General features: G+C 68.0%; 25 protein-coding genes and 1 pseudogene. 14 read left to right on the plus strand and 12 right to left on the minus strand.

The window, feature by feature from the left end:
* On the plus strand, positions 1–239 hold a 239-nt coding region (locus BFF94_RS25275), incomplete at its 5' end, for a transposase (protein ID WP_219139987.1).
* 55 nt (positions 240–294) lie between these two features.
* Here BFF94_RS25275 and BFF94_RS25280 read toward each other — a convergent pair.
* Positions 295–600, minus strand: a complete 306-nt coding sequence (locus tag BFF94_RS25280) for an NIPSNAP family protein (RefSeq protein ID WP_128848432.1) — start codon at positions 598–600, stop codon at positions 295–297.
* Between the two features lie 257 nt (positions 601–857).
* On the opposite strand from BFF94_RS25280, the gene BFF94_RS25285 reads away from it, so the two are divergent.
* From BFF94_RS25285 to BFF94_RS25295, 3 genes are all read left to right on the plus strand, one after another.
* Positions 858–1655, plus strand: coding sequence for a GNAT family N-acetyltransferase (locus BFF94_RS25285; protein WP_219139988.1), 798 nt, complete (start codon positions 858–860; stop codon positions 1653–1655).
* Positions 1656–2015: 360 nt separating this feature from the next.
* Positions 2016–4073 (plus strand): potassium-transporting ATPase subunit KdpB, encoded by a 2058-nt coding sequence (gene kdpB, locus BFF94_RS25290; protein ID WP_219140012.1) that lies wholly within the window; start codon positions 2016–2018, stop codon positions 4071–4073.
* A gap of 64 nt (positions 4074–4137) precedes the next feature.
* The gene (locus BFF94_RS25295; RefSeq protein WP_128848642.1) at positions 4138–4836 is read left to right on the plus strand and encodes a response regulator; all 699 of its coding nucleotides are present in this window, start codon (positions 4138–4140) and stop codon (positions 4834–4836) included.
* 8 nt (positions 4837–4844) lie between these two features.
* On the opposite strand, the gene BFF94_RS25300 is transcribed toward BFF94_RS25295, so the two are convergent.
* From BFF94_RS25300 to BFF94_RS25310, 3 genes are all read right to left on the minus strand, one after another.
* Positions 4845–5498: a lytic transglycosylase domain-containing protein gene (locus tag BFF94_RS25300; RefSeq protein ID WP_128848645.1), complete on the minus strand. Its 654-nt coding sequence runs from the start codon at positions 5496–5498 to the stop codon at positions 4845–4847.
* Positions 5499–5626: 128 nt separating this feature from the next.
* On the minus strand, positions 5627–6985 hold the full coding sequence (locus tag BFF94_RS25305; RefSeq protein ID WP_219139989.1) for a DUF3999 domain-containing protein: 1359 nt from the start codon (positions 6983–6985) through the stop codon (positions 5627–5629).
* On the minus strand, positions 6982–10407 hold the full coding sequence (locus tag BFF94_RS25310; RefSeq protein WP_219139990.1) for a DUF2339 domain-containing protein: 3426 nt from the start codon (positions 10405–10407) through the stop codon (positions 6982–6984). Before BFF94_RS25310 ends, BFF94_RS25305 begins: the two co-directional genes overlap by 4 nt.
* Positions 10408–10723: 316 nt before the next feature.
* On the opposite strand from BFF94_RS25310, the pseudogene BFF94_RS25315 reads away from it, so the two are divergent.
* The 5 genes and pseudogenes from BFF94_RS25315 to BFF94_RS25335 all read left to right on the plus strand — a co-directional run.
* Positions 10724–12185, plus strand: a pseudogene (locus BFF94_RS25315) (quaternary amine ABC transporter ATP-binding protein); the annotation flags it as partial.
* Positions 12178–13074 carry a choline ABC transporter permease subunit gene (gene choW, locus BFF94_RS25320; RefSeq protein WP_128843254.1) on the plus strand — a complete coding sequence of 299 codons (897 nt, stop codon included), beginning with the start codon at positions 12178–12180 and terminating at the stop codon, positions 13072–13074. The pseudogene BFF94_RS25315 and the gene choW, both read left to right, overlap by 8 nt.
* Before the next feature lie 109 nt (positions 13075–13183).
* Positions 13184–14182 (plus strand): GlxA family transcriptional regulator, encoded by a 999-nt coding sequence (locus BFF94_RS25325; RefSeq protein ID WP_128843255.1) that lies wholly within the window; start codon positions 13184–13186, stop codon positions 14180–14182.
* A gap of 98 nt (positions 14183–14280) precedes the next feature.
* Entirely contained in the window at positions 14281–15228 is a 948-nt protein-coding gene (locus BFF94_RS25330) for a choline ABC transporter substrate-binding protein (protein WP_128843256.1), read from the plus strand.
* Positions 15229–15520: 292 nt separating this feature from the next.
* Entirely contained in the window at positions 15521–16147 is a 627-nt protein-coding gene (locus BFF94_RS25335) for a trimeric intracellular cation channel family protein (RefSeq protein ID WP_128843290.1), read from the plus strand.
* Between the two features lie 9 nt (positions 16148–16156).
* On the opposite strand, the gene BFF94_RS25340 is transcribed toward BFF94_RS25335, so the two are convergent.
* Positions 16157–16582, minus strand: a complete 426-nt coding sequence (locus BFF94_RS25340; protein WP_128843257.1) for a PACE efflux transporter — start codon at positions 16580–16582, stop codon at positions 16157–16159.
* Between the two features lie 147 nt (positions 16583–16729).
* Here BFF94_RS25340 and BFF94_RS25345 point away from each other — a divergent pair, with 147 nt between their 5' ends.
* Positions 16730–17662, plus strand: coding sequence for a LysR substrate-binding domain-containing protein (locus BFF94_RS25345; protein ID WP_128843258.1), 933 nt, complete (start codon positions 16730–16732; stop codon positions 17660–17662).
* Between the two features lie 32 nt (positions 17663–17694).
* Here BFF94_RS25345 and BFF94_RS25350 read toward each other — a convergent pair whose 3' ends face one another.
* From BFF94_RS25350 to BFF94_RS25360, 3 genes are all read right to left on the minus strand, one after another.
* Positions 17695–18843 carry a WD40/YVTN/BNR-like repeat-containing protein gene (locus BFF94_RS25350; RefSeq protein ID WP_128843259.1) on the minus strand — a complete coding sequence of 383 codons (1149 nt, stop codon included), beginning with the start codon at positions 18841–18843 and terminating at the stop codon, positions 17695–17697.
* Positions 18844–18895: 52 nt separating this feature from the next.
* Positions 18896–19165: a MoaD/ThiS family protein gene (locus BFF94_RS25355; RefSeq protein WP_128843260.1), complete on the minus strand. Its 270-nt coding sequence runs from the start codon at positions 19163–19165 to the stop codon at positions 18896–18898.
* A gap of 167 nt (positions 19166–19332) precedes the next feature.
* A complete protein-coding gene (locus tag BFF94_RS25360) occupies positions 19333–19731 on the minus strand; it encodes a nuclear transport factor 2 family protein (protein WP_128843261.1) in 399 nt (132 codons plus the stop codon).
* A gap of 80 nt (positions 19732–19811) precedes the next feature.
* On the opposite strand from BFF94_RS25360, the gene BFF94_RS25365 reads away from it, so the two are divergent.
* Entirely contained in the window at positions 19812–20768 is a 957-nt protein-coding gene (locus tag BFF94_RS25365) for a LysR substrate-binding domain-containing protein (RefSeq protein WP_128843291.1), read from the plus strand.
* A 63-nt stretch (positions 20769–20831) separates the two neighbouring features.
* Here BFF94_RS25365 and BFF94_RS25370 read toward each other — a convergent pair whose 3' ends face one another.
* Positions 20832–21521: an aspartyl/asparaginyl beta-hydroxylase domain-containing protein gene (locus tag BFF94_RS25370; protein WP_128843262.1), complete on the minus strand. Its 690-nt coding sequence runs from the start codon at positions 21519–21521 to the stop codon at positions 20832–20834.
* Between the two features lie 210 nt (positions 21522–21731).
* Here BFF94_RS25370 and BFF94_RS25375 point away from each other — a divergent pair, with 210 nt between their 5' ends.
* Both BFF94_RS25375 and BFF94_RS25380 read left to right on the plus strand, forming a co-directional pair.
* Positions 21732–22076 carry a DUF4148 domain-containing protein gene (locus BFF94_RS25375; RefSeq protein WP_128843263.1) on the plus strand — a complete coding sequence of 115 codons (345 nt, stop codon included), beginning with the start codon at positions 21732–21734 and terminating at the stop codon, positions 22074–22076.
* A gap of 71 nt (positions 22077–22147) precedes the next feature.
* Positions 22148–22423: a DUF4148 domain-containing protein gene (locus BFF94_RS25380; protein ID WP_128843292.1), complete on the plus strand. Its 276-nt coding sequence runs from the start codon at positions 22148–22150 to the stop codon at positions 22421–22423.
* A 269-nt stretch (positions 22424–22692) separates the two neighbouring features.
* Here the strand turns inward: BFF94_RS25380 and BFF94_RS25385 are convergent, their stop codons facing one another.
* The 3 genes from BFF94_RS25385 to BFF94_RS25395 form a co-directional block, all read right to left on the minus strand.
* Positions 22693–23220: a cytochrome b gene (locus tag BFF94_RS25385; RefSeq protein ID WP_128843264.1), complete on the minus strand. Its 528-nt coding sequence runs from the start codon at positions 23218–23220 to the stop codon at positions 22693–22695.
* A 70-nt stretch (positions 23221–23290) separates the two neighbouring features.
* Positions 23291–24757 (minus strand): ATP-binding protein, encoded by a 1467-nt coding sequence (locus tag BFF94_RS25390; RefSeq protein ID WP_128843265.1) that lies wholly within the window; start codon positions 24755–24757, stop codon positions 23291–23293.
* On the minus strand, positions 24754–25413 hold the full coding sequence (locus BFF94_RS25395) for a response regulator (protein ID WP_128843266.1): 660 nt from the start codon (positions 25411–25413) through the stop codon (positions 24754–24756). The genes BFF94_RS25390 and BFF94_RS25395 overlap by 4 nt, the downstream gene beginning before the upstream one ends.
* A 294-nt stretch (positions 25414–25707) precedes the next feature.
* Between BFF94_RS25395 and BFF94_RS25400 the strand changes: the two genes are divergently transcribed.
* Positions 25708–26058: a hypothetical protein gene (locus tag BFF94_RS25400; protein ID WP_158061946.1), complete on the plus strand. Its 351-nt coding sequence runs from the start codon at positions 25708–25710 to the stop codon at positions 26056–26058.
* Positions 26059–26118: the final 60 nt, after the last annotated feature.

Here is a 26118-nt window from a genome sequence, read left to right on the forward strand (position 1 = left end):
GGGAGCAGTGGATCGAACAGGCTCAGCAAAGCGGAATCGCTGCCCTGCAAAAGTTCGCTGAACGCTTGCAGGGCTATTGGCACGGTATCGTGACTCGTTGCCGCCACCCGCTCAATACCAGCATCGTTGAAGGCATCAACAACACCATCAAGGTCATCAAGCGTCGGGCTTATGGGTACCGCGACGAGGAATACTTCTTCCTGAAGATCCGCGCCGCGTTCCCCGGTAATCCGCGATGAACCTTTTTTTCGTCCCGGTCAGGAAAAGGGGCGCGATGCGCCGGGCCGTTGCCGGTTACTCGAACACCGGCCGGAAGAAGCTGCGCTCGTAGCTGACGATGCAGCGTGTTTCCTCCGCGTAGCGGAACGCGGCCTGGCAGGCCGGATCGTCCTTCGAGCGTTCGCGGTAGCGCTCGTACTCGGCGAGGCTCGGGAACGAGAACATCGCGAGCGCGATGTTGCTCGCGCCTTCGGACGGCAGGAAGTAGCCGTGATGCGTGCCGCCGAATTGCTCGACGAGCGGAATCCACATCTTGCCGTAGGTTTCGAACTGGTCGAGCTTGTACGGATCGATGACGTAGCGAAGGAAGCAGGTGACCATGAGCGCTCTCGGTGCGGTGGGGGAGCAGCGAGTCTGGATGGCGTCGTCGCACGTGTCAACGGAGCACGCGACATTGCTTGCGCGAACAACGATCGGCGTTCTTTCATGCGTTCTCGACGACGTACGCGAAAGCCTCGGCAGGCACCGTCGCAACCGTCTCGACCGCACGCATTTCCCCAAACTTTTACGACATTTTTTCTTGCGACGGCGGCCGGCGCGCTCATAGACTTCGGGCATCCCAACCACGGAGCATTGCAATGTCGATACCCTGGAACGCGATCGCCGAACGGTCCCCTGCCGCGCCGCCTTCCGTGTGCGCCGATCGGGTGGTCGTCCGGCGTTTCGATCCGGCATTCGACAGCTACGCACAACTCACGCCGATGCTGCATCGCGCATTCGCGCGGCTCGGCGCGATGGGGCTCAACTGCACGTGCGTCGATCAGGACGAAGACGTCACGCGGCGCCGCGCGCAAGCGGGCGAGTGCTACGTCGCGGTGTGCGGCGGGCGTGTGATCGGCACGGCCACGCTGTATGCGACCGATCCGTCTTCGGCCTGTTCGCTGTACCGGCGCGAAGGCGTCGCGAGCGTGCGGCAGGTGGCCGTCGATCCCGACTGCCAGAGCCGCGGGATCGGCGCGTTGCTGCTGTCGTTCGCCGAGCAGTGGGCCGCGTTGCGCGGCTATACGCTGCTCGCGCTCGATACGCCGCATCCCGCTTCGCACCTGCTGGCGTTCTACGGCGTGCAGGGTTTCGAGGTCGTCGACACGATGCGCTTCGCCGGCAAGCGCTACGACAGCGCGATCCTCTGCAAGCGGCCCGTCGTGCATTTCGCGCACGTCGCGCGCCGCGTGTCGCCGGCGTCGCGAATGGCTGCGCGCGTGGCGGCCGTGCGGCGTCTCGCGTATGCGTTGCCGTCGCGTGTGGCCGCGGTGGCCCGGCATGACCCGCGCGTGCGCCGTGTCACCGGATGGGCAGCGCGACGTGCGGCCGGCGCCGCGAGCTGCCGCTCGTCACCGTGGCGGCCGCGCCAGCATGGTCGCTACACGTTCGGCTGAGCGCCGCGCCCCGGCGACTTTTCCTGGTATTGCCGCGTAAGCGTCGCGTGAGCGGAGTGTGGCGCTCCCGCTCGTGTACGGCCCTTGAGACACCCCGCCGCGTCGCGGCGAAACGGACGTTTACGCGCTTTTTATGCTCTGACGCGATCCTTTGCCGCGATCTTCACGCGAACCTTCATAAGATGGTTTCGTGGAAACGGAAGCCATACGCGCGAATGCGCGAAGGCATCCGGCTCGCGTGACCGATGCCGGATGCCGCCGCGCCGATGCGCCGGCAAAAGGAAAACCGCCATGTCTCTCGCACCCGTGACAGGCCAGCGTCCCGAGCATCCCGGCCATGCGCGCACGGCCGCGCGCTCGATGTTCGATCCCGCGCTCGTGCGCCCGGCGATCGTGGACTCGTTCAGGAAACTCACGCCGCGCACGCAGTTCCGCAACCCGGTGATGTTCTGCGTGTACGTCGGCAGCATCCTGACGACGCTCCTGTGGATCGCCGCGCTGTTCGGCCAGGCCGAGGCGCCCGCGGGCTTCATCGTCGCGATCGCGCTGTGGCTGTGGTTCACGGTGCTGTTCGCGAACTTCGCGGAAGCACTCGCCGAAGGGCGCTCGAAGGCGCAGGCCGCATCGCTGCGCAGCGCGAAACACAACGTGGTCGCGAAAAAGCTCGTGGCGCCGCATGCGAAGGCGGCCGTCGAGGTGATGGCGTCGACCGACCTGCGCCGCGGCGACGTCGTGCTCGTCGAGACCGGCGACGTGATTCCGGCCGACGGGGACGTCATCGAAGGTGTCGCGTCGGTCGACGAATCGGCGATCACCGGCGAATCCGCGCCGGTGATCCGCGAATCGGGCGGCGACTTCTCGTCGGTGACGGGCGGCACGCGCGTGCTGTCCGACTGGATCATCGTGCGGGTCGCCGTCAATCCGGGCGAGGCGTTTCTCGACCGGATGATCGCGATGGTCGAAGGCGCGAAGCGCAAGAAGACGCCGAACGAAATCGCGCTGACGATCCTGCTCGTCGCGCTGACGATCGTGATGCTGCTTGCGACCGCGACGCTGCTGCCGTTCTCGACATTCGCGGTTGAAGCGATGAAGGCCGGCCATGTGGTGACGATCACCGCGCTCGTCGCACTGCTCGTGTGCCTGATCCCGACGACGATCGGCGGTTTGCTGTCCGCGATCGGCGTGGCCGGGATGAGCCGGATGATGCAGGCGAACGTGATCGCGACGTCGGGCCGCGCGGTGGAAGCGGCCGGCGACGTCGACGTGCTGCTGCTCGACAAGACCGGCACGATCACGCTCGGCAACCGCCAGGCATCGGCGTTCGTGCCTGCGCCGTTCGTGACGGAGGAAGCGCTGGCCGATGCCGCGCAACTGTCGTCGCTCGCCGACGAAACGCCGGAAGGGCGCAGCATCGTCGTGCTCGCGAAGGAGCGCTTCAACATTCGCCAGCGCGACATGGCGCAACTGCACGCGACGTTCCTCGGCTTTTCCGCGCAGTCGCGGATGAGCGGCGTCGACCTCCCCGGCCGCGAGATCCGCAAGGGCGCGGCCGACGCGATCGCGCACTACGTCGAGTCTCATGGCGGCCGCGTCATGCGTGAGGTCGAAGCGACCGTGACCGACATTGCGCGCCGCGGCAGCACGCCGCTTGCGGTCGCGGAGCGGCACGACGGCGTCGCGCGCGTGCTCGGCGTGATCGAGCTGAAGGACATCGTGAAGGGCGGCATCAAGGAGCGCTTCGCGGAACTGCGCAAGATGGGCATCAAGACCGTGATGGTGACGGGCGACAACCGGCTGACGGCCGCGGCGATCGCGGCGGAGGCGGGGGTCGACGATTTCCTCGCGGAAGCGACGCCGGAAACCAAGCTTGCGACGATCCGCGAGCACCAGGCGGCGGGGCGCCTCGTCGCGATGACGGGCGACGGTACGAACGACGCGCCGGCGCTCGCGCAGGCCGACGTGGCGGTGGCGATGAACACGGGTACGCAGGCCGCGAAGGAAGCCGGCAACATGGTCGACCTCGACTCGAACCCGACGAAGCTGATCGAGATCGTCGAGATCGGCAAGCAGATGCTGATGACGCGCGGCTCGCTGACGACGTTCTCGATCGCGAACGACATCGCGAAGTACTTCGCGATCATCCCGGCTGCGTTCGCGACGACGTACCCGCAACTGCGCGTGCTCGACGTGATGCACCTCGCGTCGCCGGCATCGGCGATCCTGTCGGCGGTGATCTTCAACGCGCTGATCATCGTCGCGCTGATTCCGCTCGCGCTGAAGGGTGTGCGCTATCGTCCGCTCGGCGCGGCGCCGCTGCTGCGCAGGAACCTGCTGCTGTACGGCCTCGGCGGCGTGCTGTTGCCGTTCCCGTTCATCAAGCTGATCGACATGGGGCTGGTTGCATGCGGATGGGCCTGAACATGGACGCGCACTGTGCGGCGCGTTCAAGCGCGCATGACGCACCGGACGGAGGCGCTGCCGGATGAGCGAACCGACCGTCGTCATCGTGATCGTCGACGAAGACAGGTTCATCCGGCATTTCGTCCGTGTCGCGCTGAAGGCCGAACGCATGCACGTCTTCGAGGCCGCGACCGGTGCGGCGGGCGTGGCGGCCGTCGGCGCACGACGTCCCGACCTGATCGTCGCGGACACGAACCTGCGGGATCTCGGCGGCACCGAACTGATCCGTGCGCTGCGCGCGTGCTCGGCCGCGCCGCTGATCGTGCTGTCGGCACTGAGTGCGGAAAGCGACAAGGTAGCCGCGCTCGATGCGGGCGCGGACGACTACCTGACCAAGCCGTTCGGCGCCGCCGAGCTGATTGCGCGGATTCGTGCGCACCTGCGGCGGCAAGCCGGCGGCGGGCGCATCGACGCGGTGTGCGTGCGCTTCGGCGACGTGACCGTCGATCTCGCCGATCGCCAGGTGCTGCGCAGCGGGGCGCGCGTGCATCTGAGCCCGATCGAATTCCGGTTGCTGGCCGCGCTCGCGCATCACGCGGGCCGGCTGCTCACGCACGACCGCCTCCTGAGCGAGGTGTGGGGCGCGGCGCACGGCAAGGATGCACACTACCTGCGCGTGTATGTCGGCCACCTGCGGCGCAAGCTGGAGTGCGATCCGCGGCGGCCCGCGTACATCGTGACGGAGACGGGCGTCGGCTACCGGCTCGCCGGCGCGCAGTAGCGGCGCGCTCAGGGGTTCGCGGCCGTCCGCAGCTCGTCGCTCGCCGCGCCGTTCGCACGGCGCAGCTGCGCATCGAATTGCTGCACGCGCAGCGCGACCCGCTGCGCATAGCGCTTCGTGCCGCCGTTGTAGCGCACGAGCGCGGTTTCGACGTCGCCGTCCGCATCGTCGAGATAGCCGCGGAAGATGGCCGCGCCGATCCGCACGTTGGTGGCCGGATCGGAGAGGTCCTTCACATGCGCGACTAGATCGCGATGGGCGGTGGGCAGCACCTGCATCAATCCGCGCGCACCGGCGACACTGGTCGCGTGGCGATCGAAGCCCGACTCGACCGCGATGATCGCGAGCAGCAGCGCTGGTGTGAGTCCGTAGCGATTCGATTCGGTCTGCACCGCGCGGGCGATCGTGCGTGCGTCCGCATACGCAACGTGAAAGCGATTGCGCAGCGCCGTGACGATCGTGTCGAGGGTGGGGGGAGGCGATGCTTCGGGCGTGCTGGCGGCGGTGACCGGTGCTGCGGGCGTATCGTCGGCATGCGCGAGCAATGCGGTTGACAGCGGCAGCACGATCGGGAAGAGCAGCAGAAGCCGCTTCAGCCGCAGGGCCGGGCGCACGCGCGTGCGCGGCGCCGGCCGGTCATACGATGGATAGGTTTCCTGCATGTTGTCGCATCGTGGTTCCGATGCGACGACTGTACGCAGTTATGCATTGCGACCGTCGAAAGAAACCGGCACGCGAGATAAACGGTGCGTAAAGACGGGCGACGGGCGGTGCGCATGACCGCGCGGCGTCACTCGTCGCGTCCGCGCGTGTCGCCGCCGCCTTTCGCGAGACGCCACGCAATCGTGCCGAGCACGCCGACCGCAACGACGAGCGCGCCCCACAGCACGTAGCGGCGCGTCGCGTCCGTATCGGCGGCCGCCACCGGCGCGACCGCCGATACCGGCAGCGCCGCGCCGACGCGCGCAGGCCGCACTTCGGGCGCCATGCCGACCAGCAGCGCGTCGCGGCTCACGGCCGACGACACGAGCGTCGCGTCGCCGACGCCGAGCGTGAACGGCGGCGCGCCGCGCGCGACGAAAGTCAGCGCGGCGGGATGCCAGCCGATCGCGACGGCCGGCTGGCCGCCGCCGAATCCGCCGTTGCGCATGTCGACGACGATCCGCCACGCGCGATCCGCATTCGCCGCGAACTCGAGCGGCGGATTGCGTTGCTCGCCGGCCTTGCCCTGGAGCCGGAACAGCACGCCGCCCGCGACGTCGCGCCACGGCGCCTGCGCGTCGGCGCGGCTCTGCAGTGTCGCGCGCGCGACGGTGTTCGGTTGCGGCAGGTCGATGCGCACGCGGTCGACCGGATACGCGCCGTCGGTGTCGAACCGGTACTCGCCGGGCGTGCCGCCGGCCCGCACGCGCGCGGCGTCGCGCCACTGGCGCGGCACGGACGCGGTGTCGGTCCCGCGCGTGTCGCGCGGATGCGTCTCGACGTCGATCGACGAGATCGCGGGCGCGCCGTCGAGCCAGTCCAGCCGCAGGTAGCGCGGGGCTGCGTCTTCGAGCGCGATGCGCTCCTGCACCAGCATGTCGTCGCCGTGGCCGACCTTCAGCAACTGCGTGCTGCCGAGCGGCCGCCAGCTGCGCAGGTCGTCGCTCGCTTCGACGGCGACACGCCCCTGGTAGCTGTCGTCGCCCACGTGCACGAGCAACGCGTCGATGTCGCCGTTCGCATGCGACAGGTCGACGAGATCCGCGCCGCGCTTCGCGCGCGACGGCGCGGCGACGGCTGCGCGTAGCGCCCCGTCCGGGCCGACCGTCACGCCGAGCGATGCATTGCCGTTGTCGGCGCGCGCAGGCGGCAGCGGGAACCAGTGCACCGGCGTGCGCGACGGCGGCACGACGGGCGCGGCCGCGGCGGGCGCGTCGAGCGAATACGGCACCGGCTCGCCGGCGCCGTTGAAGATGCGCACGTCGCCGAGATCGTCGCGCCGGCTCGCCGCATACACGGGCTGCGGCACGGTGAGCTGGTAATACGCGGCGCTGCCGTCGAGGTCGAGCGAGAAGCGTTGGGCAACGCGTCCGGCGCCCGGCGTGCCGTCGGCCGCCGCGAACGACGCGAGCAGGCTCAGTCCGAGCAGGGCGGCGAGTCGCTTCATCGCGCGTCGTCCTGTTGGGCCGCGGCCTTCGGCGGCAGCGGCGAGAAATAGCCGATCAACAGCAGCAGCACGCCGATGCCGATGAACGACACGATGCGCTCGATGCCGGTCACGTGCGACAGGTCGAACAGGAACAGCTTGACGACCGTGAGCGCGAGCAGCGCGGCGCCGACGAACCACAGCGGCCGCAGCCCGCGGCGCGTGGCCCAGATCGTGATCGCGAGCGCGCAGAGCGTCCAGTACACGGACACCGACGCCTGCACGAGCGTCGATTCGGCCATTGCGCCGAATTCGTACGGCACGCCGGCCCAGTGATGCAATGTGCGCAGCAGGATCGCGTTCAGCCACAGGAAAGCGGTCGCGCCCGCCGCGCTCAGCAGTTCGACGCGATATTTGCCGAACGACCAGCCGAGCTTGCGCGCGCGCACGAACCACGACGCGGCGAGCGCATAGACGACCGCGAGCACGAGATCGAGCGGGTTGAAAAGCGGCACGCGCGCCCAGCTTCCGCCGTCCTGCGTGAAGTTCGCGTAGAAGGTCCACGCCCACATCACGACGATCAGCGGCAGCGACGCGAGCGCGCACACGCGGGCGATGCCGTCGCGGCGCGTCAGCCACATCCCGGCGAACGCGAACAGGCTCCAGCCGACCATGAACACCTGCTGGATGCCGAACGACGACAGTACGGTGTCGATGTCGTAGGCCAGGTGGAAGCGGTGATGCAGCGTGCGCAGCATCAGCGCGTTGAACCACAGGAACACGGTCGCGATCGCCGCATAGTCGACGACGCGCGGGTGCCATGCGATGCCGAGCGCCTTCAGGCGGCGCAGCCATGCGGCGAACGCGACGAAGACCAGGCTCTGCGCGATGTCGAGCGGATTGAGCAGCGGCAGCCAGAAGAGCGGCGCTGCGTCGCCGTCGCTGATCACGCTGGCGATGCTCCACAGCCACAGCAGCGCGGCGAGCGGCGCCGCGCCCCACACCTGGTATGCGCGCGGGAACGCCGCGACGGGCCAGCGCAGGCGCGAGCCGGGGCCCGACACCAGCAGGAGCAGCACGCCGAAGCCGTAGGCCCACGCGCTCCAGCTCCATGCGCCTTCGGGGACGAACGCGCGCAGGCGCCAGAACCCTTCGAGCGACAGCAGTCCGCACAGAGTCCAGAACGTCAGCGTATGCAGCGGCGCGATGATGCCTGCGGCGACGGATTGCCCGATGCCGGGCGCCGCGCCCTTCGCGGGTTCGGCGCCTGCCGCGCCGCGCGACTGGCGCCACAGCAGCGCGAGGCATGCGCCGACGGCGACGGGCCACGCGAACGCGCCCATGCCCGACAGCGGCGCTTCGTGCGCGTCGAACGCGCGCAGCGCGAGCAGCGCCAGCACCGGCGTCAGCGCGAGCGCGGGCCATTCGGCGAGCGGCCATGCAAGCCGGCGGCGCGCGACGTGCGCGAGCCACGCGGTGCCGGCGGCGAACAGCGCGGTCGTATCGACGACGAAGCGGTCGGCATGCAGGTCGACGTGACGGCTCGCGTAGACGAGGATTTCGTGCAGCCCGCCGCTGATCCACCACAGCAGCCCCCACGCCGCGGCCGCGGCGCCGATCTCGGGCATCCACGCGTGCCACGCGCGTGCTTCCCGTCGCCCGTGCAGCCACCAGCCGGTGAACAGGCCGGCGAGCGCGATCAGCAGCATCGCGATGGTCGGGCTGTTGAGCACGGGCAGCGCGGTGGTGTCGGCCGGCCCGAGCAGGCTCGTGAAGAATGCGCCGGCCGCGGCAACCTGCATCAGCAGCCCGAAGCCGAACCGCAGCAGGCGTTTCTCGCGCACGCCGAGCCACACGACGGCCGCGCCCTCGATCGCCCACGCGGCGCTGGTCGTCGGGCCCGAGAACGCGAGCGGCACCGCGAGCGTCGCGAAGATCACCGCGAGCGCGAGCGTGGATTCGAACAGCAGCGCGAGACGGTCGCGGCGCCGCGCGAGCCATGCGGCGACGGCGACGTAGAACGCCGACAGCGCGACGGCGCTCCACGCGAGCCCGAACGGCATGTCCTTCACGAGCGCCGCCTGCAGCGCGGTCGCGACGATCGGCGTGCCGAACACGAGCGTGCCGTCCACGTAGTGCCGCAACGCCAGCTCGCGTTTCACCGCATACAGCAGCGCGATGCCGACATACATCAGGAAGAACAGGATGAGGAACGGCTCGGTGCTCGCGAACAGCGCGGGGCGGTAGGCCGTCACGCCCCACGCCGAGCCGATCGTGAACGTGAACACGAAGCCGAGCAGGTTCAGCGGACGCCAGGCCTTGAACCACGCGATCGCGAAGATGCCCGCGTTCAGCAGTGCGTAGTAGCTGAACAGCGCGACATGGTTGCCCTGGCCGGTCGACAGCAGCACCGGCGCGAGAAAGCCGCCCGCGCTGCCCATGAACGCGAGCGGCAGCGCGTTCTGCCGCACCGCGAGGAACGCGCTCAGCGCGCAGACCGCGACCATCAGCGGGAACGCGGCGCCGACGGGCAGCAGCGTATAAAGCTTCGTCGCGGCGAAGATCGTCAGGTACAGGATGCCGACGCCGCCGCCCTGCAGCACGAGGCCGTACGCCGAGCGCCGCGTACGCACGCGCCAGCCGATCGCGAGCAGCGCGGCCGCGGCGAGCGCCGTGCCCGCGAGGCGGAATTCGATCGGCAGCATGCTGTTGTCGGCCGCGTACTTGAGCAGGAACGCGACGCCGAAGAACAGCACGATGATCCCGACGCGCACGACCGTGTTGCCGCCGAGCAGCCAGTCGCGCGCGGCGCGGAACGCGCGCTCGGCAATGCCGGGTTCGCGGGGCGCGGGCGGGGCGGGACGAGCGGGAGTTGCGGGAGCGTTTGCCGCGGGATTGCCGGCGGCGGGCGCTGCGGTTGCCGGTGCGGGCACCGCGGCAGGAACCGGCACCCATGTGGAGGCCGGCGTGTCCGCCCGGGCGGCCGCGGGTTGCGCGGGCGGTGTCGGTGCCGGTGTCGGTGCCGGTGCCGGTGCCGGTGCCGGTGCCGGTGTCAGTGTCGGTGGCGTTGCCGAGGCCGCAGGCAGCGGTGCGGCACAGGCCGCGCCGGACGAAGGCGTTTGCGTCGCGCTACCGGCTGTGGTCGCACCGGCTTTCGCACCGGCCAACTGGCCGCGCAGCGACGCGACTTCGCGCGTCAGTGTCTCGACGGTCGCTTCGAGGCGCGCGACGCGATCGGCGAGCGGTAAGGGCGTGGGGGGCGGCGTCGCGGGCATCGCGTCGGGTGCGGCGGGCTTGTTCCCGAGCTTGCGTTGCCGCAGCGCGTGCCCGATGCAGAACCCGACGGCGGCCCCGAGCAGCGCGCCGTTCGCGGCCGAGAAGTCCCCGATCAAGGCGGCGATGCCGCCCACGACAAAACCGATTCCGGCGAATGCCCAGTTCAACGCCTTGCTCCCTCTCACTATCGTTATCGTCCGTCGATCCTGGATCGAGGCGGTTTCAGCACGGCCGGCAGGCGAACCGGCATGCGCGTGCCGTCGGCGGACCATCGTGCGAAAGGCCCGCGGCAACGTCGCGATCAGCGTGTTTGCGGGGAATGTATCACAGCGGTCGTCGCGGATTTTGGGGGTTGGCGCGGTATCGCGGCGTGCGCCGTCCGGTGCCGCCGCGCGGCCTTTTGCACGGTCATGCTTTTTACTGGTGAATGCGGTGTCTTCTTTCGTCTGAGAAGAGCGGCGCCGGATCGGACGTGAAATTGTCGCAAAGCGACGCGCGCCCGATGCGAATTGGCGCAAAACGCCATGCGATGCGCGGCGCGCTGCTGCGCACAAGTCCGGCGTGCGATGCCCGCCGTTGCTGGGTGTGCGCGTATTGCGCTGCCGCAATCGGGTGCCGCCGGGCGGCGCGGCCCGCCAGGCGGGGCTGGAGGCCGTGTCGTATTTGCGCAAGCGTTTGTCGTAATTCGTCGGCAGGTCGGGGTTTTTTCTGGCAACTATGTAGGCACGCTATGAAACAAACGTGTGAGTCCCCGCTACACGAGGAGAAGGTTTCGATGGATGCCCCCAAGGTTGTGGTCGAAGGTCTGTGCAAGGTGTTTGGAAGTAATCCGCAGCAGGCGCTCGACATGCTCGCCGCCGGTGCGACGAAGGACGATGTGCTCAAGCGCACCGGTCAGGTCGTCGGCGTGCACAACGTCTCCTTCGATGTGCAGGAAGGCGAAATTTTCGTGCTGATGGGCCTGTCCGGCTCCGGCAAATCCACGCTGATCCGCCTCGTGAACCGGCTGGTCGATCCGAGCGCCGGCAAGGTGATGATCGACGGGCTCGATGTCGCGTCGGCGCGCCGCTCCGCGCTGACCGCGCTGCGCCGCAAGGACATGAGCATGGTGTTCCAGTCGTTCGCGCTGATGCCGCATCGCAGCGTGGTGTCGAATGCCGCGTTCGGCCTGGAGGTCGCGGGCGTCGGCAAGAAGGAGCGCGAGCGCCGTGCGATGGACGTGCTCGAGCAGGTCGGCCTCGCCCCGTTTTCGCACAAGCTGCCGTCCGAGCTGTCGGGCGGCATGCAGCAGCGCGTCGGCCTCGCCCGCGCGCTGGCCGTGAACCCGTCGCTGATGATCATGGACGAGGCGTTCTCCGCGCTCGATCCGCTCAAGCGCAGGGAAATGCAGGATGTGCTGCTGCAACTGCAGAAGGAGCAACGCCGCACGATCATGTTCGTGTCGCACGATCTCGAGGAAGCGCTGCGCATCGGCAACCGCATCGCGATCATGGAAGGCGGCCGGCTCGTGCAGGTCGGCACGCCGCAGGACATCATCGCGAACCCGGCCGACGATTACGTGCGCGCGTTCTTCGACGGCATCGACACCAGCCGCTACCTCACCGCCGCCGACCTGATGCAGACGGGCGCCGTGCCGATCGTGTCGAAGTGCGATGCCGCGAACGTCGCGGCGACGCTGAACGGCAGTGCCGATTACGCGTTCGTGCTCGACGCCCAGCGCAAGATTCGCGGCTTCGTCACGCGCGAGGCGATCGGTGAGGCCACGCCGTCGGTGCGGCCGATCGAAAGCATCCGGCACGATGCGTCGCTCGAACATGTCGTCGCGCGTGTGGTCGCGAGCCCGAATGCACTGCCCGTCGTCGACGACGACGGCTGCTACTGCGGCTCGGTCGATCGTGCGCTCATCCTGAAGGCCATCACGCGTTCGCGAGGCTCCCATGTCTGAAATGATTCCGCTCGGTACCTGGGTCGACCAGTCCGTTCACTACCTGCTCGACCACGACGCGAAGACGTTCGATGCCATCGGTCAAGCGATCGAGGGGCTCGCGGCATTCGTCGAGCACGGCCTGCAGGCGATCCCGATGTGGCTGATGATGGCGATCTTCATCGGCGTCGGGCTGTGGCGGGTGGGCTGGCGGTTTGCGCTGTTCACCACCGCTGCGCTGCTGCTGATCTTCGCGACGGGCTTCTGGGACCAGACGGTCATCACGCTCGGCCTCACGCTGTCGTCGACGATCATCAGCCTCGTGCTCGGCATCCCGCTCGGCATCTGGGCCGCGAAGAGCAAGTGGGTCGCCGCGATCGTGCGTCCGATCCTCGACCTGATGCAGACGATGCCCGCCTTCGTCTACCTGATTCCGGCCGCGATGCTGTTCGGTCTCGGCCGCGTGCCGGGGATCCTGTCGACGGTGATCTTCGCGATGCCGCCCGCGGTGCGGCTGACGAGCCTCGGCATCCGCCACGTGAACCGCGAGATCGTCGAAGCCGGCCAGGCCTTCGGCTGCACGCCGTGGCAACTGCTGTACAAGGTGCAGTTTCCGAACGCGCTGCCGTCGATCATGCAGGGTGTGAACCAGACGATCATGATGGCGCTGTCGATGGTGATCATCGCGTCGATGGTCGGCGCGGGCGGTCTCGGCAACGACGTGCTCGCGAGTATCCAGCGCCTTGACATCGGCCTCGGTTTCGAAAGCGGTCTGTCGGTCGTGCTGCTCGCGATCATTCTCGACCGCATCACCGAGAGCTTCGGCCGCGCGCCGGGCACCGTGAAGGCACCGCTGTTCTCGGGCCTCAAGCATCTCTTTCGCGTGAAGGCTACACCCGCACAGGCCTGACCGACTGGCGGCCGGCCCGTCTCCCGGCCGCCTTCCCTGAATCGATAACGGCTTCCGCGGCCTTGGCCGCGGGGCTGGCCCCCTGCAACCTCCTCGCCAGGAGACCGATGTGACGTCCGCCGTCGCTGTCGCGCCCGCCGCCTGCGTTTCACCGGTTTCGTCCCTCGCCCATTTCGGCTTCCTGACGCTGCCGAACTTCTCGATGATCGCGTTCTCGAGCGCGGTCGAAGTGCTTCGGATGGCGAACTACGTCGGGCGCGCCGATCATTACCGGTGGTCGATCTACTCGCTCGACGGCGCCCCCGCGCATGCCAGCAACGGCATCGCGGTGCGGCCCACGCAGGCGCTCGACTACACGGACCTGCCCGACGTGATGATCGTGTGCGGCGGCATCCGCATCCGCGACGTGGTCGACGAGGGCGCGCGCGATACGCTCGCGGCGCTCGCCGAACGCGGGCTGCCGCTCGGCGGCATCTGCACGGGCGCGTACGCGCTGATGTCGAGCGGGCTGCTCGACGGCTATCGCTGCACCGTGCACTGGGAGAACCTGTCCGCGCTGCATGCCGAGTTTCCGCAGGTCGGTTTCGCCGATGAACTATTCGTTGTCGATCGCGACCGGCTGACCTGCACGGGCGGCACCGCGCCGCTCGACCTGATGCTGAACCTCGTCGGCATGCGGTTCGGCCAGCAGCTGGCCGCGCAGGTGTCGGAGCAGTTCATCCTGGAGCGTATCCGCAGTTCGACCGACACGCAGCCGATTCCCGTCGATGCGCGCGTCGGCTTCTCGCGCGCCGAGCTGATCGAGGTCGTGCGGCTGATGGAGGCGAATATCGAGGAGCCGCTGTCGCTCGAGGAACTCGCGCGGCTCGTGCGGCTGTCGCAGCGGCACCTGCAGCGGATGTTCAAGGTGTACCTGAACGTGTCGCCGACCCACTATTACCTGACGCTGCGGCTGAAGCGCGCCCGCGACCTGCTGCGCACGACCGACGCGTCGATCGCGCGCGTGACGACGGTCTGCGGCTTCCATTCGCCGTGTCATTTCAGCAAGGCATACCGCGCGCAGTTCGGCCATGCGCCGAGCTACGAGCGCAGGTTGCCGGGGCGCTGACCCGAGAGAATCATTATCGCGACGTCGCCGGGATCGCGGCGCGCGGCTTCAATAAACGATCCCGCATTGCAAACGACATCACTTTGAGGAGAAGAAAGATGAAGCGCCTATTGATCGCAGCGGTGTGCGGGGTCGGGATAACCGCGCCGATGTCGGCCGTTTATGCGGCCGATCCGCCCGTATGCAAGAACGTGCGCTTCGCGGATGTCGGCTGGTCCGACATCGCGGCGACCACGGGCCTGGCGTCGACGATGCTGCAGGGGCTCGGCTACAACCCGACCAAGACAATCGCATCGGTGCCGATCACGTTCGCCGGGATCAAGAGCAAGCAGATCGACGTGTTCCTCGGCTACTGGTCGCCGACCATGGACCCGATCATCCAGCCGTTCACGAAGGCCGGCACGATCAAGGTGCTCGCGACGCCGAACCTGACCGGCGCGAAATACACGCTCGCGGTGCCCGACTACGTGTACCAGGGCGGCCTGAAGTCGTTCGCGGATATCCAGAAGTACGCGGACAAGCTCAACGGCAAGATCTACGGGATCGAGCCGGGCAACGACGGCAATGCGCTGATCAAGAAGATGATCGACGGCAACCAGTTCGGCCTCGGCAAGTTCAAGCTGGTCGAGTCGAGCGAGGCCGGGATGCTGGTCGAGGTGAACCGCGCGGCCCGCGACAAGCAGTGGATCGTGTTCCTCGGCTGGGAACCGCATCCGATGAACGTGCAGATGAAGATCGACTACCTGACCGGCGGCGACGACGTGTTCGGCCCGAACTACGGCGAAGCGAAGGTGCTGACGGCAACGCCGCCCGACTACTCGCAGCGCTGCCCGAACGTCGCGAAGTTCGTGTCGAACCTGCAGTTCACGACGTCGATCGAGAACCACGTGATGATGCCGATCATGAACAAGGAAGACCCGAACAAGGCGGCGGCCGAATGGCTGAAGGCGAACCCGCAGGCGCTCGACAAGTGGCTCGCGGGCGTGACGACGCTCGACGGCAAGCCGGGGCTGCCGGCGGTGAAGGCGTACCTCGGCGTGCATTGAGTCTGGCGCGTCGGCCTTCGCGGTTTCGGCCGGAAGTCCGACGTGTTCCCGGGCCGGCGGAAGCAGGGTGTCCTGCTTCCGCCGGCTTTTTGCTGTCCGCTTCAGGCTCGGCCCGATGGTCGGCGGACGATGCGTTAGACTGCTCGATCCCGATCGAGGAGGCGGCAATGATCCGCAACACGCTTGGTGCATCCGGATGGCAACGCGAAGTCGGCACGCGGCTGAACGGCGCGCGCGCTTCGCTCGACGCAGGCTGCAGCCGGACGATGCAGCGCCCCGGCCATTCGGTCGCATGAAGCGCATCGAGCAAGTCGTGCTCGCCGCCGATCTCGCGGGCACGGTGGTGTTCGCGATCGAGGGGGCCAATGCGGCGATCGGCGCCGGACTCGACCTGTTCGGGGTGATGGTGCTGTCGCTCGTCGTCGCGCTCGGCGGCGGCGTGATCCGCGATCTGTTGATCGGCGCACGGCCGCCGAGTGCCGTGAGCGATTGGCGTTATCCGGCGCTCGCATTCGCTTCCGGGCTTTTCGCGTTTGTCTTTCACGCACGGGTGGCCGCGTTTTCGTCGTCGCTGCTCACGACGCTCGATGCGGCCGGCCTGGCGTTGTTCGCGGTCGCGGGCGCGGTGAAGGCGCTCGAATTCCGGGTTCACCCGTTCATTGCGACGCTGATGGGCGCCGTTACCGGCTGCGGTGGCGGCGTCGTGCGCGATCTTCTGCTCGCGCGGGTGCCGGTCGTACTGGTCACGGACATTTATGCGAGCGCTGCGCTGCTCGGCGCGGTGTTCGTCGTCGCGTGCAGGCGACTCGGTTGTCCGCCGGTGGTCGCGGCCGTGCTGGGTGGCGTCGCATGTTTTGCGCTTCGAATGGCGGCGGTGCGCTTCGGTTGGCAACTGCCGAAAATTGCCGCGGGCGCGTGAGCGTCCGGCTCACACCCCCTTCGTCGCCGCCGGCACGTCGAACACGCGATCGAACGCCCACTGGAATACGAACGCATAGCAGAAGAAGAACGCGAACAGCCCGATATCGACGACGAACGCGTCGAGCCACGAGATGTCGAGCCACCACGACACGACGGGCACGAGCATGAAGATCAGCCCGCCTTCGAATCCGGCGGCATGCAGGATCCGCCGCCCGAGCGTGCGCACCGGCTGCCGGCGCGATGCTTCCCAGCGCTCGAACAGCGCGTTGAAGATCATGTTCCACAGCAGCGCGATCGCCGACATCGTCGCCGACAGCGCACCCGAATAGACGAGGTCCTGCCTGAAGATCGCCGCGATCACCGGCGAGATGCAGGAAATGGCGATCGCTTCGTAAAGCACCGCCTGCGTGATCCTGCGCGGGAAGCCTTGCACGTTGTTTCTCCGGTTCGACGGCAATCGCCGCGACACCGTGCCGCGACGTCCCGCAAGGCTACCCACGTTGCGCGCCCGCTTCAATTCACCTAATCTCACCCCGATTGAATCGAATTCAACCCGGCCGCATCCGGCCCGCGAGGCCCCGTGTTTTCGAAAATTCCCCTGACCGCATTGCGTGTATTCGAGTCGTCGGCGCGGCTCGGCGCGTTCAAGGCGGCCGCGGACGAACTGTCCGTGACGCCGGCCGCCGTGTCGCACCAGATCAAGTCGCTCGAAAGCCGGCTCGGCGTGCTGCTGTTCGAGCGCGGTGCGAGCGGCGTGCGGCTGACGGAGGAGGGCGAGCGCCTGTTTCGCACGAGTCACGATGCGTTGCTTGCACTGAGCCAGGGACTCGACGCGGTGCGGCCCGAAGCGGCCGACGAGCGCACGCTCGTGCTGACCACCACGCCTGCATTTGCCGCGATGTGGCTGATTCCGCGCCTTGGCCGGTTCCGTCGCGTCGATCCGCAACTGCACATCAAGGTCGAAACCGGCAACACGCTCGCCGATCTCGAACGCGATGCGCGGATCGATCTCGCGATTCGCGCGACGTCGCGCACGTTCCCGGCGCTGCACGAGATTGCGTTGATCGACGAGTATTTCAGCGCGTATGCGGCCGCCGGGTTCGATGCGCATGACACCACGGACGAGCGGCTCGACCTGATCGAGACCGTGTGGGATACACCGCTGCCCGTGTCGATCGACTGGGCGTCGTGGTGTCGTGCGGCCGGCCGCGAAGCGTGGCTCGAACGCGCGGTATTTCGCCACTACGACGACGAGCATTACGCGTTGCAGGCCGTGCTGCACGGGCAGGGCGTCGCGCTGCTGAGCTCCGTGCTGGCCTCCGAGCATGTCGCGCGCGGGACATTGATACTCGTCGAGCCGTCGGTGCGGCTCGCCGGCGCCCGTTTCGTCGCGCTATGCCGGCCCGGACGGGAGCGGGACCCGCAGGTGCGGCGATTTCTCGACTGGTTGGAAGAGGAGATTGCGCAGACGCGGGTGGCGGTGGCGCGGATGGGGACGAGTGTCGAGCGGTAAAGCGTGCGGCGCAACATGCCCGCCGCACGCCGTCACCCGAACCTGACGCAATACACCGGCGGCAAATGCGCGGACACCAGTTGCCAGTTGTCACCGCTGTCGGCGGAGGTCCATAACGCGCCGGTCGTCGACGCCATCGCGAGACGCGTGCCGGAATCGTCCACCGCGAGCCCGTGCCGATACACGAGGTCGTACGCGGGCACCTCCGGCAAGCCGTTCGACAAACACTCGAAACTGCGCCCGCCGTCGCGCGTGCGCGTGACGACGAACCGGCCGTTCACCGGAATCCGGCACGCGTCCTTCACGGCCGGCACGAACCAGGCGGTATCCGGCTCGTGCGGGTGAACGGCCACCGCGAAGCCGAAGCTCGATGGCTGCGCCTCGATCCGCCGCCAGTGCTCGGCGCCGTCGGTCGAGCGGAAGATCGCGCAGTGATGCTGCGTCCACAGCACGTCCGGGTTGGCCGCGCACTGCACGACGCGGTGCGGATCCTGCATGTTGGGCTCGCCGCGCCGCTCGGGCGGCATGTAGTCGGCTTCCATGCCGTCGGCGGTTACGCGCCAGGTCGCGCCGCCATCGGAGGTTTGCCAGACGCCGCCGCACGAGATGCCGATCGTCACGTGCCGGCTGTCGCGCGGATCGACCATCACCGAATGGATGCCCGGCGCGTCGTACCCGCCGCCGCCCCATTCGGTGCGCTCGGGGCGATCCCACAGCGGGCGGTTGAGTACCCACGAATCGCCGTAGTCGTCGGAGCGGAACAGCCCGCCGGGAATCGTGCCGGCCCACAGCACGCCGGGCTCGTCGGCGCCACCGGCTTCGAGCGACCAGATCTGCTGCAGCGTCCAGGGCGGCTGCGGCGGGCCGGGAGGCGCGTCGTCGGCGTCGCTGGTGCCGGCATTAACGGCGGCTCGGGCGGGTGCTTCGTCGGCGGGTTGCGGCGGATAGACGGGGACCGCGCATTCTTCCCAGTCGTCGGCGCCGGCTCGCCTGCGGTGCAGCTTCACGCCGAAATGGCCGAGGTTGAGCGCCGCATACAGCGTGCCGTCGCGCGGATCGGCGAGCGTCATGCTGACCGGTTCGCCGGCGAAATGCGGCTCGCCGAGTGTCCAGCCGCCGTTGCCGTCAGGCTGCAGAACGAACAGGCCCTTGCGGGTTGCGACAAGCATTCGATCGCTCATGTCTCGTGTCCTTGGCAGTGCCATGCAAAGCTCGAATACAGGCCCGGACTTCCTACCCTCCGGAAAGCGCCTGGACGACATAAACCCGGCTTGCGTCGCCGAGCGCATCAGACAGGTGTTGCCGGTCGCGTACCGGCCGGCCGTCGACGAACACCGAGAGATGTTTGCGCAGCGCGCCCTGGTCGTCGAGGATGTAGCTGCGCAGTCGAGGCAGGTCGGCGAAGACGGCTTCAAGCGCTTCGCCGAGCGTGCGCGCGTCGATCTCGCGCTCGGGCGTTTCGATATGCCGCTGGATCGAGGCGGCAAAGAAGAGATGCGCCATGACGGTAGACGGCTGGGGAGCCGCGCGGGAATGGACGGGGCCGTTGGTTCTGTAGTTTAGGCGATCCAGCGGGCGCGACGGGGCTGTATCGTGCATCGGACGCCGGTTGCGCCGTCGCCCCGCCGGAGCCGAATGACCGGACGGGGTCGCGCCCTCATGCGTGTCGATCACGCATACTTGTCGCCAACCGCCCCCCTGACCGGATGCGTGTCATAAACGATGACCATGCGCTCGATCAGACCGCTGTCGTCGAACTCGAACACGTCGACGCATTCGAATTGCACGGCGGCACCGTCCTTCAGCCCCCAGTCGTAAACGAAGTATCCGGTCGCGCGCCGTGCGCCGGTCGTGCTGACGCAGATGTCGATCGGCGTAATCCTGCTTTGTCCGGATGCCGCGGCGACCTTTTCGAAGAACGGCGTCGGCTGCATCCAGCCGAGAAACGGCGAAAAAATTCGCGCATCCGGCGTGAACAGTGCGCAGATCGCGGCGACGTCGCCGCGCTCGAGCGCTTTCAGGTAGGTGCCGACCTGCCGCGTGTATAGTGCCTCCGACGACGAGACCATCATCTTTCTCCGCTGATTGTTGACGAGCCGGCCCGTAAAAACCGATGTGGATCCGGCGCAACCACGATAGCGATGCAGCGATGACCGAACAATCGAAAAATCCGCAACCCGGGCATGCGGCCCGTGCATACCCGCTCGCCGAACTCACGCGAGCCCTGCCGCCATTGACGGCGTTCCAGGCCTTCGTCGCCGCGGCCGAACTGGGCAGCTTCAGCCGGGCCGCCGAGCATCTGTGTCGGACCCAGGGTGCGGTGAGCCGTCAGGTGCAGCAACTGGAAGTGCATTACGGATGTGCGCTGTTCGTGCGTCATGCGTCGGGGCTGACGCTGACCGCGGAAGGCGGCGCATTGCTGGCGGTGGCCATCGACATCCTTACGCAACTGGCGCGCCACGCGGACGTCCTGGCAGGCGCCGCGTCGATCCTCACGCTGCGGCTGCCTTCGACGTTCGCGATTCGCTGGCTGCTGCCCCGGCTCCCGGCGATCCGTCGGGCCTTGCCGCAGACCGAGTTGCGCATCCATACATCGGCGGACGACACGCCGGATTTCACCGAGGCCGATGTCGATGCCATCGTCGTGCGCGGCCGTGGAAGCTGGCCGGGAATGGTGTCGGTCCCGCTGTTCGACGAGACCCTCACGCCGATGTGCACACGCGAACTGGCGGCATCGCTGACGTCGACCGCCGACTTGGCGCGTGCCACGCTGCTGCATCCCGGCCGTAGCCATGAAGAATGGCGATGCTGGCTCGATGCCGTCGGCGCCGCGCAGATCGATCCGGGCGCCGGGCTCGTGTTCGATACCCTCGAACTGACGCTCACCGCGGCGGAGCAGGGACATGGCGTGGCGATCGGCGATCCGGGCATGGCGCGGGACCGGCTCGAAGCCGGGGCGCTGGTGGCGCCGTTTTCCGACATCGTGCACAACGGCCTCGGCTACTTTCTCGTTTATCCGTCCCAGCGCGCCGCGCAACCCAGGATTCGAGCGTTGGCGGAGGTCTTGACGCATCTCGCGCAGGAAGACCGTCAGCCGCCGGCGTGATGCCGGCAATGCGGCACGGGTTGCCGTGGGGCCCCGGGAAAAACGCGGCGCCGGCCGCATGCGCTAGACCGGGATCGACCGCCCCCGAATCCGGATCCCGAGCCGCACGACACCGATCACCGCATTCGACAGCCACGTGAGCAAACGCGGCATCCCGCGCCGGCGGATATCGAGCAGCAGCACGATCCGCACTGCGTCGCTGTCGTTCCACACCTCGTGCACGAACGTGTCGTCCCACAGCAGGAAGCGGCCTTCGTCGAGCCGGTATTCGCGGCCGTCGACCTTCAGCACGGCGGCCGGCGTGCCGTCCGCGCGCTTCGGCATCGACAGCACGAGATAGCCGCGCAGGATGCCGCGAAACGGCCCGCGATGCGGCGGAATGTGCTTGCCGGGCGCGAGGAACGACAGCGATGCGGACAGCACGTCCGGTGACGCCGCGACGATCGACGCGACGGTCGGGCAGCGCGACAGGTTGCGCGGGAACGGCTGGCCGTACGCCTGCATGATGAACATCCGCCAGTCGCGCGCGTCGTTGGCCGAGATGTCGTACTGCTCGCGCATGATCTCGTGGAAGCGCGGGATGCGGGGCATGTCGCGCGCCACGTCGAGCGCCTCCGCCCGGATGGCGGCCCATGCGCGCACGAAACGCTCGGCGTCGGGAAACACGGCCGTGTCGAGCACCGCGCCGCCGTCGATATGGCGGTCATACAGCGTGCGCAGCAGGCGGGCTGCGTAGTCGTAGGCGACGGACATGGTCGATCGAAGGGCGCTCCGAAAGGGGTGTCGTCAGTCTGCACGAAGCGCGGCGGGCGCTGCGTTACGTCAGGTTACGCCGGCTGACGAAAGAATGACAGTTTGATGAACGTCCGGCAAGGGTGGGCCGAAAGACCGGGAATAAACCCACCTCCTCCGTCGTCATACGGGTGTAGCACGTCGTCTCGTTGACTTCTGAAGGAGTGGAACATGAACAGGCATTGGCTGGTGGCCGCCACGGTGGCGGCGATTTCTCTCGCGGGTGTCGCGACGCAAGCGTCGGCACAGGCACTCACGCGCGCGCAGGTCCGGCAGGAACTGATCGACGCCGAAAACAACGGGCTGCGCTTCGTGACCGATACGTCGTATCCGGACGTGAGCCCGCTTCTCCAGTGGCAGGTCGAACAGATGCCGCAGCGTCAGGCCGGCACGGCGGTCGGCAGCGATCCGGCCGCTTCATCCGAAGCGGGCAAGCCGGCGGCGATGTCGCCGCGCCAACGCTCCGCCGCATGCGTCGGCCCCGAGAGCTTCTGCACGATCTATTTCGGGAGCTGACGCAGCCGCCTGCGTTCGCGGGTCAGGCATTCGCCACGGTTGATCGATACGGAACATTGAAGGAGTTCATGATGAAAACATATATCGCAGTACTGATGATGATCTCGGCGATCATCGGTCAGTCGGCATTCGCGCAATCGGCCGCACCGCTGACGCGCGCGCAGGTTCGCGACGAGTTGATGCGCCTGGAAGCGGCCGGGTACGACCCGGGCAGGGGGGACGAAGGCGAGTATCCGGCAGATATCCAGGCCGCGGAAGCGAAGCTTGCCGAGCAGGACCGGGCCAGGATGGCAGCTTCCGCCCCGCATGAACCGGCCCCCGGCATGCCGGCGCCGGCCGGCAACTAGGTGGCGATATGAATACGTGTGGCTTCTGGCCGTCGTGTTCGCGTGACGGCAATACGCACGCCCTTCGCGCCGCTCGGCGTGGCCGAAGGGCGCCGGCTGCAAAGCCTTTCATCGCACGCCGCTTCGCGCGGCGTCGCGATCGTCATCTCGCCAGCCGGTCCCGATGGGCGGGCAGGTTGGTCGCAAGATGATCGGGAGTACAGGCGATATCGCGAACTGGAACAATCCGGTTCATGCCGGGAGCGTGCGCTGAAAGAGGGACGAGGCGATCACCACGGCATCATGCGCTGCACGACGTGATCGCGCAGCACGAAGCGGTGCGCCAGCGCGGCGGCCACGTGCAGGCAGATGCCGGCGAACAGCACCCACGCGAGGATGCCGTGCACGTCGCCCATCGCGTGACCGAATCCGGAGCCGGCCGCCGACAGCGCGGGCAACGGAACGATCCCGAGTAGCGTGACGGCCCATGCGCGCGACGATGCGTTGATCCAGCCGAGCAGCGGCACCGCGATCAGCAGCGCGTAGAGCGCGAAATGCGTCACGCCCGACAGCGCGCGCATCGCGGGCGACAGGTCGCTCGCGGGCGGGCGATGCGTCGCGCGCCAGAGCACGCGGCAAGCCATCGCGGCGAGCAGGGCCGTCCCCACGAGCAGGTGCGCGGCGATCAGGCCGACCGGTTGCGTGTCGCGATGCACATCGGGCATCGTCCAGCCGATCGCATATTGCGCGACGATCAGCGCCACAATCAGCCAGTGAAGAAAGCGCGCAACGGTGTCATATCGGGCGGGCGTGGGCATGAGGACTCCTGGCGAGCGACGGGAACGGTATGGGTCGGGCGGATTCTACGGTCGAATCCTTAACGAAACGTTAAGCACGCGGCATCATACGGGGTGATCGGTCGTCGTGTTCGCCGGCCGGGCCGCCGTGCGGCATCGATCCGCCGGCGTCCGCCGACGGCAGCGTAATCGCGACGCCGAGGCCCTGGCCGCCGATGCCGGTCCCGAACTGCACGGTGCCGCCGAAGTATTGCGCGATGCGCGTGACGATCGACAGACCGAGCCCGCTGCCGGGCGATTGCGTGCCGCTGCCGCGATAAAAGCGGTCGCCGAGCCGCTCGTGCTCGCCGGGGGCGACGCCCGGCCCGTCGTCGCGCACGACGATGCGTTGCCGCGCGCCGTCGTCGTGCACGCCGAGCTCGATGCGGCCGCCCTGGCGACCATACTTGACGGCGTTGTCGACGAGATTGTCGAGCAGGATGCCGAGCAGGATCGGATCGGCCTCGATCGCCCGTCCGGATACGTTGCCGGCCACGAGGTCGATGGCCTTGTCCGCCGCCTTCGCGAGATGGCGGTCGATGGCGGCGTCGACGAGTTCACCGACGACGACGGCGCGCGCCGGAATGCGTTCGTATTCGTCGAGCCGCGCGAGCAGCAGCAACTGTTCGGCGAGACGCGCGCTGCGGTCGACACCTTGCACGACCCGCTGCATGGCCAGTTGCTTGCACGCCGGATCGGCGGTCGCGATCGCCACCTGGGCCTGTACCTTGATCGCGGCCAGCGGCGTCTTGAGTTCGTGCGCGGCGTCGGACGTGAACGCGCGCTCGCGCACGATCGATTGCCGCAGCCTGGCCAGCAGGCGGTCGATCGCGTCGACCAGCGTGCGCACTTCGTCCGGCACGGTGGCGATGCCGAGCGGTTCGAGCGATCGCGCGTCGCGCGCGCCGATCAGCATGGACAGCGTCTTCAACGGCGCGAGACCGCGTCCGATCATGTACCAGAGGAGGAGCGCCAGCACCGGGAACGCGACGATCAGCGGCAGGACGATGCCGCGCGCGATGCCGATCGCCAGATCGCTGCGCGTATTGGCGGTCTCCATCACGCGTATCCAGCGCCCCGACGCGTTGTCGCGCAGCGTGTGCGTGCGCCATTGCGCGTCGCCGATGACCAACGTGCGAGGGGCGCCGCGCGGGTCGCGTGCGTCGGGCAAACCGGCGGCGGCAGCCGGAAGGTTCGACGCGACGACGTTGCCTTGCGCGTCGCGCACCTCGAACAGCACGTCGCGCGGCAGGCGATCGCCGTCGTTGTCAGGGCCGGATCCTGCAGCACCGAACGCCAGTTCGACCCGCGCGTCCGGCGGAAAGCGGGCCAGGCGGTCGAGGTCGGCCGGCGAGAGACCGACCAGCAGCGACGCGTATTCGACGAGGCGGGCGTCCTCCCATTCGCCGATCTCGCGCGTCGCGTAGCGGAAGCTGCCGAACACGGCGACGAGCCAGACGACGGCCACGCAGCCGAGCGCCATCGACGAAACGCGGCGTCGTATCGAGCGGGAGATCATGGGAGGTCGACGACGTAGCCGATGCCGCGGACGGTGCGGATCAGTTCGGCGCCGAGCTTCTTGCGCAGGTTCGAAACATGGACCTCGATCGCATTGCTTTCGATGCCTTCCTGCCAGCCGTACAGGCTGTCCTCGAGAGACGCGCGCGACTGCGGCGCGCCCGGGTGGCTGACGAGCTGAACCAGGATGGCCCATTCGCGCGAGGTGAGCGCGATGCGCGAGGCATCGCGTGTCACCGTGTGGGCGGCCAGGTCGATCGTGATGTCGCGCCACACGATCTCGTCGCCGGCGCGGCCCTGCGAGCGGCGCACGAGCGCGCGACAGCGGGCGAGCACCTCGGACAGCTCGAACGGTTTCGCGAGATAGTCGTCCGCGCCGTCGTCGAGGCCGCGGACCCGGTCGGCCACGGTGCCGCGCGCGGTCAGCACCAGCACGGGCACGGTATCGCCCGCATCGCGCAAGGCGCGCAGCAGTTCCGTGCCCGATTTGCCGGGCAGGCCGAGATCGAGCACGACGAGCGCGAAGCGCGTCGTCGCGAGCGCCGCGGCGGCCGCGTGACCGTCGCGCAACCAGTCGACGTGATAGCCGGCCTGACTCAGGCTGATCTCGAGACCGCTGCCGATCAGGTCGTCGTCTTCAACAAGGAGGAGTCGCATGGTCGATTCGGTGGCGGGCGTCCGCGATTGTACGAGCCCGGCGGCGCGTGCCGTGCAACGGATTGTAATTGAGCCGCTTCGATTGCCGCCCGAATCTGAAGAATGCTTAAGGTTTGCCGCCGGTAATCCCGCTACCATCGGCCACGGCATTTCTCGGGTTGTTCTCCGTTTCCCCTGATCCCGAACCGGGTCAGGCGTGTCCGGCGCGAGCCGAACGCGCTTGCCCGCCAATCCGCGACCCTTCCGATCGAGGTCCGATCGATGCGAGTCGTCCGTACGGGAGGTTCATTCTTCATGGCACCCTCGACGATCGAGCGATGGCGAGCCCACCTGCTGATCGCCGCGCTGGCCGGCATGTTCATTCAGTGTTTCGTGCTGGTTTCGTTGCTTGCACTGCGCATACCCGAAGCATTTTTCACCACGATGACGTTTCGCATCTGGATCGTCGTCGCGGTCGCGGCCTCGATCCTTTCAGCCCGCAAGCTTGCCGACACGGCGTTCCAGGCCGCGGTCGGCTGCGGATACGTGCGCGTGACCGGAATCGATCGCCGCACGATAGTTGTGTCATCTGATTGCGAGTATCGTCGGTTGGTCGTCCTTCACATCCGGCTCAACGGGAATCGATACGGCGGCGTGCACGGGTGAACCCGCGTGCACGCGGCCGCTCCCGTGCGTTGCGGCCGTACGGGTCACCACTGGGGAGAA

Origin of the sequence: Burkholderia catarinensis (assembly GCF_001883705.2) — a bacterium.
Taxonomy (GTDB): Bacteria; Pseudomonadota; Gammaproteobacteria; order Burkholderiales; family Burkholderiaceae; genus Burkholderia; species Burkholderia catarinensis.

What these genes read in the sequence shown, in the direction of transcription:
- BFF94_RS25280 (WP_128848432.1), bottom strand. Translation starts at nt 600, where the DNA reads ATGGTCACCTGCTTCCTTCGCTACGTCATCGATCCGTACAAGCTCGAC.
- BFF94_RS25285 (WP_219139988.1), top strand. Translation starts at nt 858, where the DNA reads ATGTCGATACCCTGGAACGCGATCGCCGAACGGTCCCCTGCCGCGCCG.
- kdpB (WP_219140012.1), top strand. Translation starts at nt 2,016, where the DNA reads ATGTTCGATCCCGCGCTCGTGCGCCCGGCGATCGTGGACTCGTTCAGG.
- BFF94_RS25295 (WP_128848642.1), top strand. Translation starts at nt 4,138, where the DNA reads ATGAGCGAACCGACCGTCGTCATCGTGATCGTCGACGAAGACAGGTTC.
- BFF94_RS25300 (WP_128848645.1), bottom strand. Translation starts at nt 5,498, where the DNA reads ATGCAGGAAACCTATCCATCGTATGACCGGCCGGCGCCGCGCACGCGC.
- BFF94_RS25305 (WP_219139989.1), bottom strand. Translation starts at nt 6,985, where the DNA reads ATGAAGCGACTCGCCGCCCTGCTCGGACTGAGCCTGCTCGCGTCGTTC.
- choW (WP_128843254.1), top strand. Translation starts at nt 12,178, where the DNA reads ATGTCTGAAATGATTCCGCTCGGTACCTGGGTCGACCAGTCCGTTCAC.
- BFF94_RS25330 (WP_128843256.1), top strand. Translation starts at nt 14,281, where the DNA reads ATGAAGCGCCTATTGATCGCAGCGGTGTGCGGGGTCGGGATAACCGCG.
- BFF94_RS25335 (WP_128843290.1), top strand. Translation starts at nt 15,521, where the DNA reads ATGAAGCGCATCGAGCAAGTCGTGCTCGCCGCCGATCTCGCGGGCACG.
- BFF94_RS25350 (WP_128843259.1), bottom strand. Translation starts at nt 18,843, where the DNA reads ATGAGCGATCGAATGCTTGTCGCAACCCGCAAGGGCCTGTTCGTTCTG.
- BFF94_RS25355 (WP_128843260.1), bottom strand. Translation starts at nt 19,165, where the DNA reads ATGGCGCATCTCTTCTTTGCCGCCTCGATCCAGCGGCATATCGAAACG.
- BFF94_RS25360 (WP_128843261.1), bottom strand. Translation starts at nt 19,731, where the DNA reads ATGGTCTCGTCGTCGGAGGCACTATACACGCGGCAGGTCGGCACCTAC.
- BFF94_RS25365 (WP_128843291.1), top strand. Translation starts at nt 19,812, where the DNA reads ATGACCGAACAATCGAAAAATCCGCAACCCGGGCATGCGGCCCGTGCA.
- BFF94_RS25370 (WP_128843262.1), bottom strand. Translation starts at nt 21,521, where the DNA reads ATGTCCGTCGCCTACGACTACGCAGCCCGCCTGCTGCGCACGCTGTAT.
- BFF94_RS25375 (WP_128843263.1), top strand. Translation starts at nt 21,732, where the DNA reads ATGAACAGGCATTGGCTGGTGGCCGCCACGGTGGCGGCGATTTCTCTC.
- BFF94_RS25380 (WP_128843292.1), top strand. Translation starts at nt 22,148, where the DNA reads ATGAAAACATATATCGCAGTACTGATGATGATCTCGGCGATCATCGGT.
- BFF94_RS25385 (WP_128843264.1), bottom strand. Translation starts at nt 23,220, where the DNA reads ATGCCCACGCCCGCCCGATATGACACCGTTGCGCGCTTTCTTCACTGG.
- BFF94_RS25390 (WP_128843265.1), bottom strand. Translation starts at nt 24,757, where the DNA reads ATGATCTCCCGCTCGATACGACGCCGCGTTTCGTCGATGGCGCTCGGC.
- BFF94_RS25395 (WP_128843266.1), bottom strand. Translation starts at nt 25,413, where the DNA reads ATGCGACTCCTCCTTGTTGAAGACGACGACCTGATCGGCAGCGGTCTC.
- BFF94_RS25400 (WP_158061946.1), top strand. Translation starts at nt 25,708, where the DNA reads ATGGCACCCTCGACGATCGAGCGATGGCGAGCCCACCTGCTGATCGCC.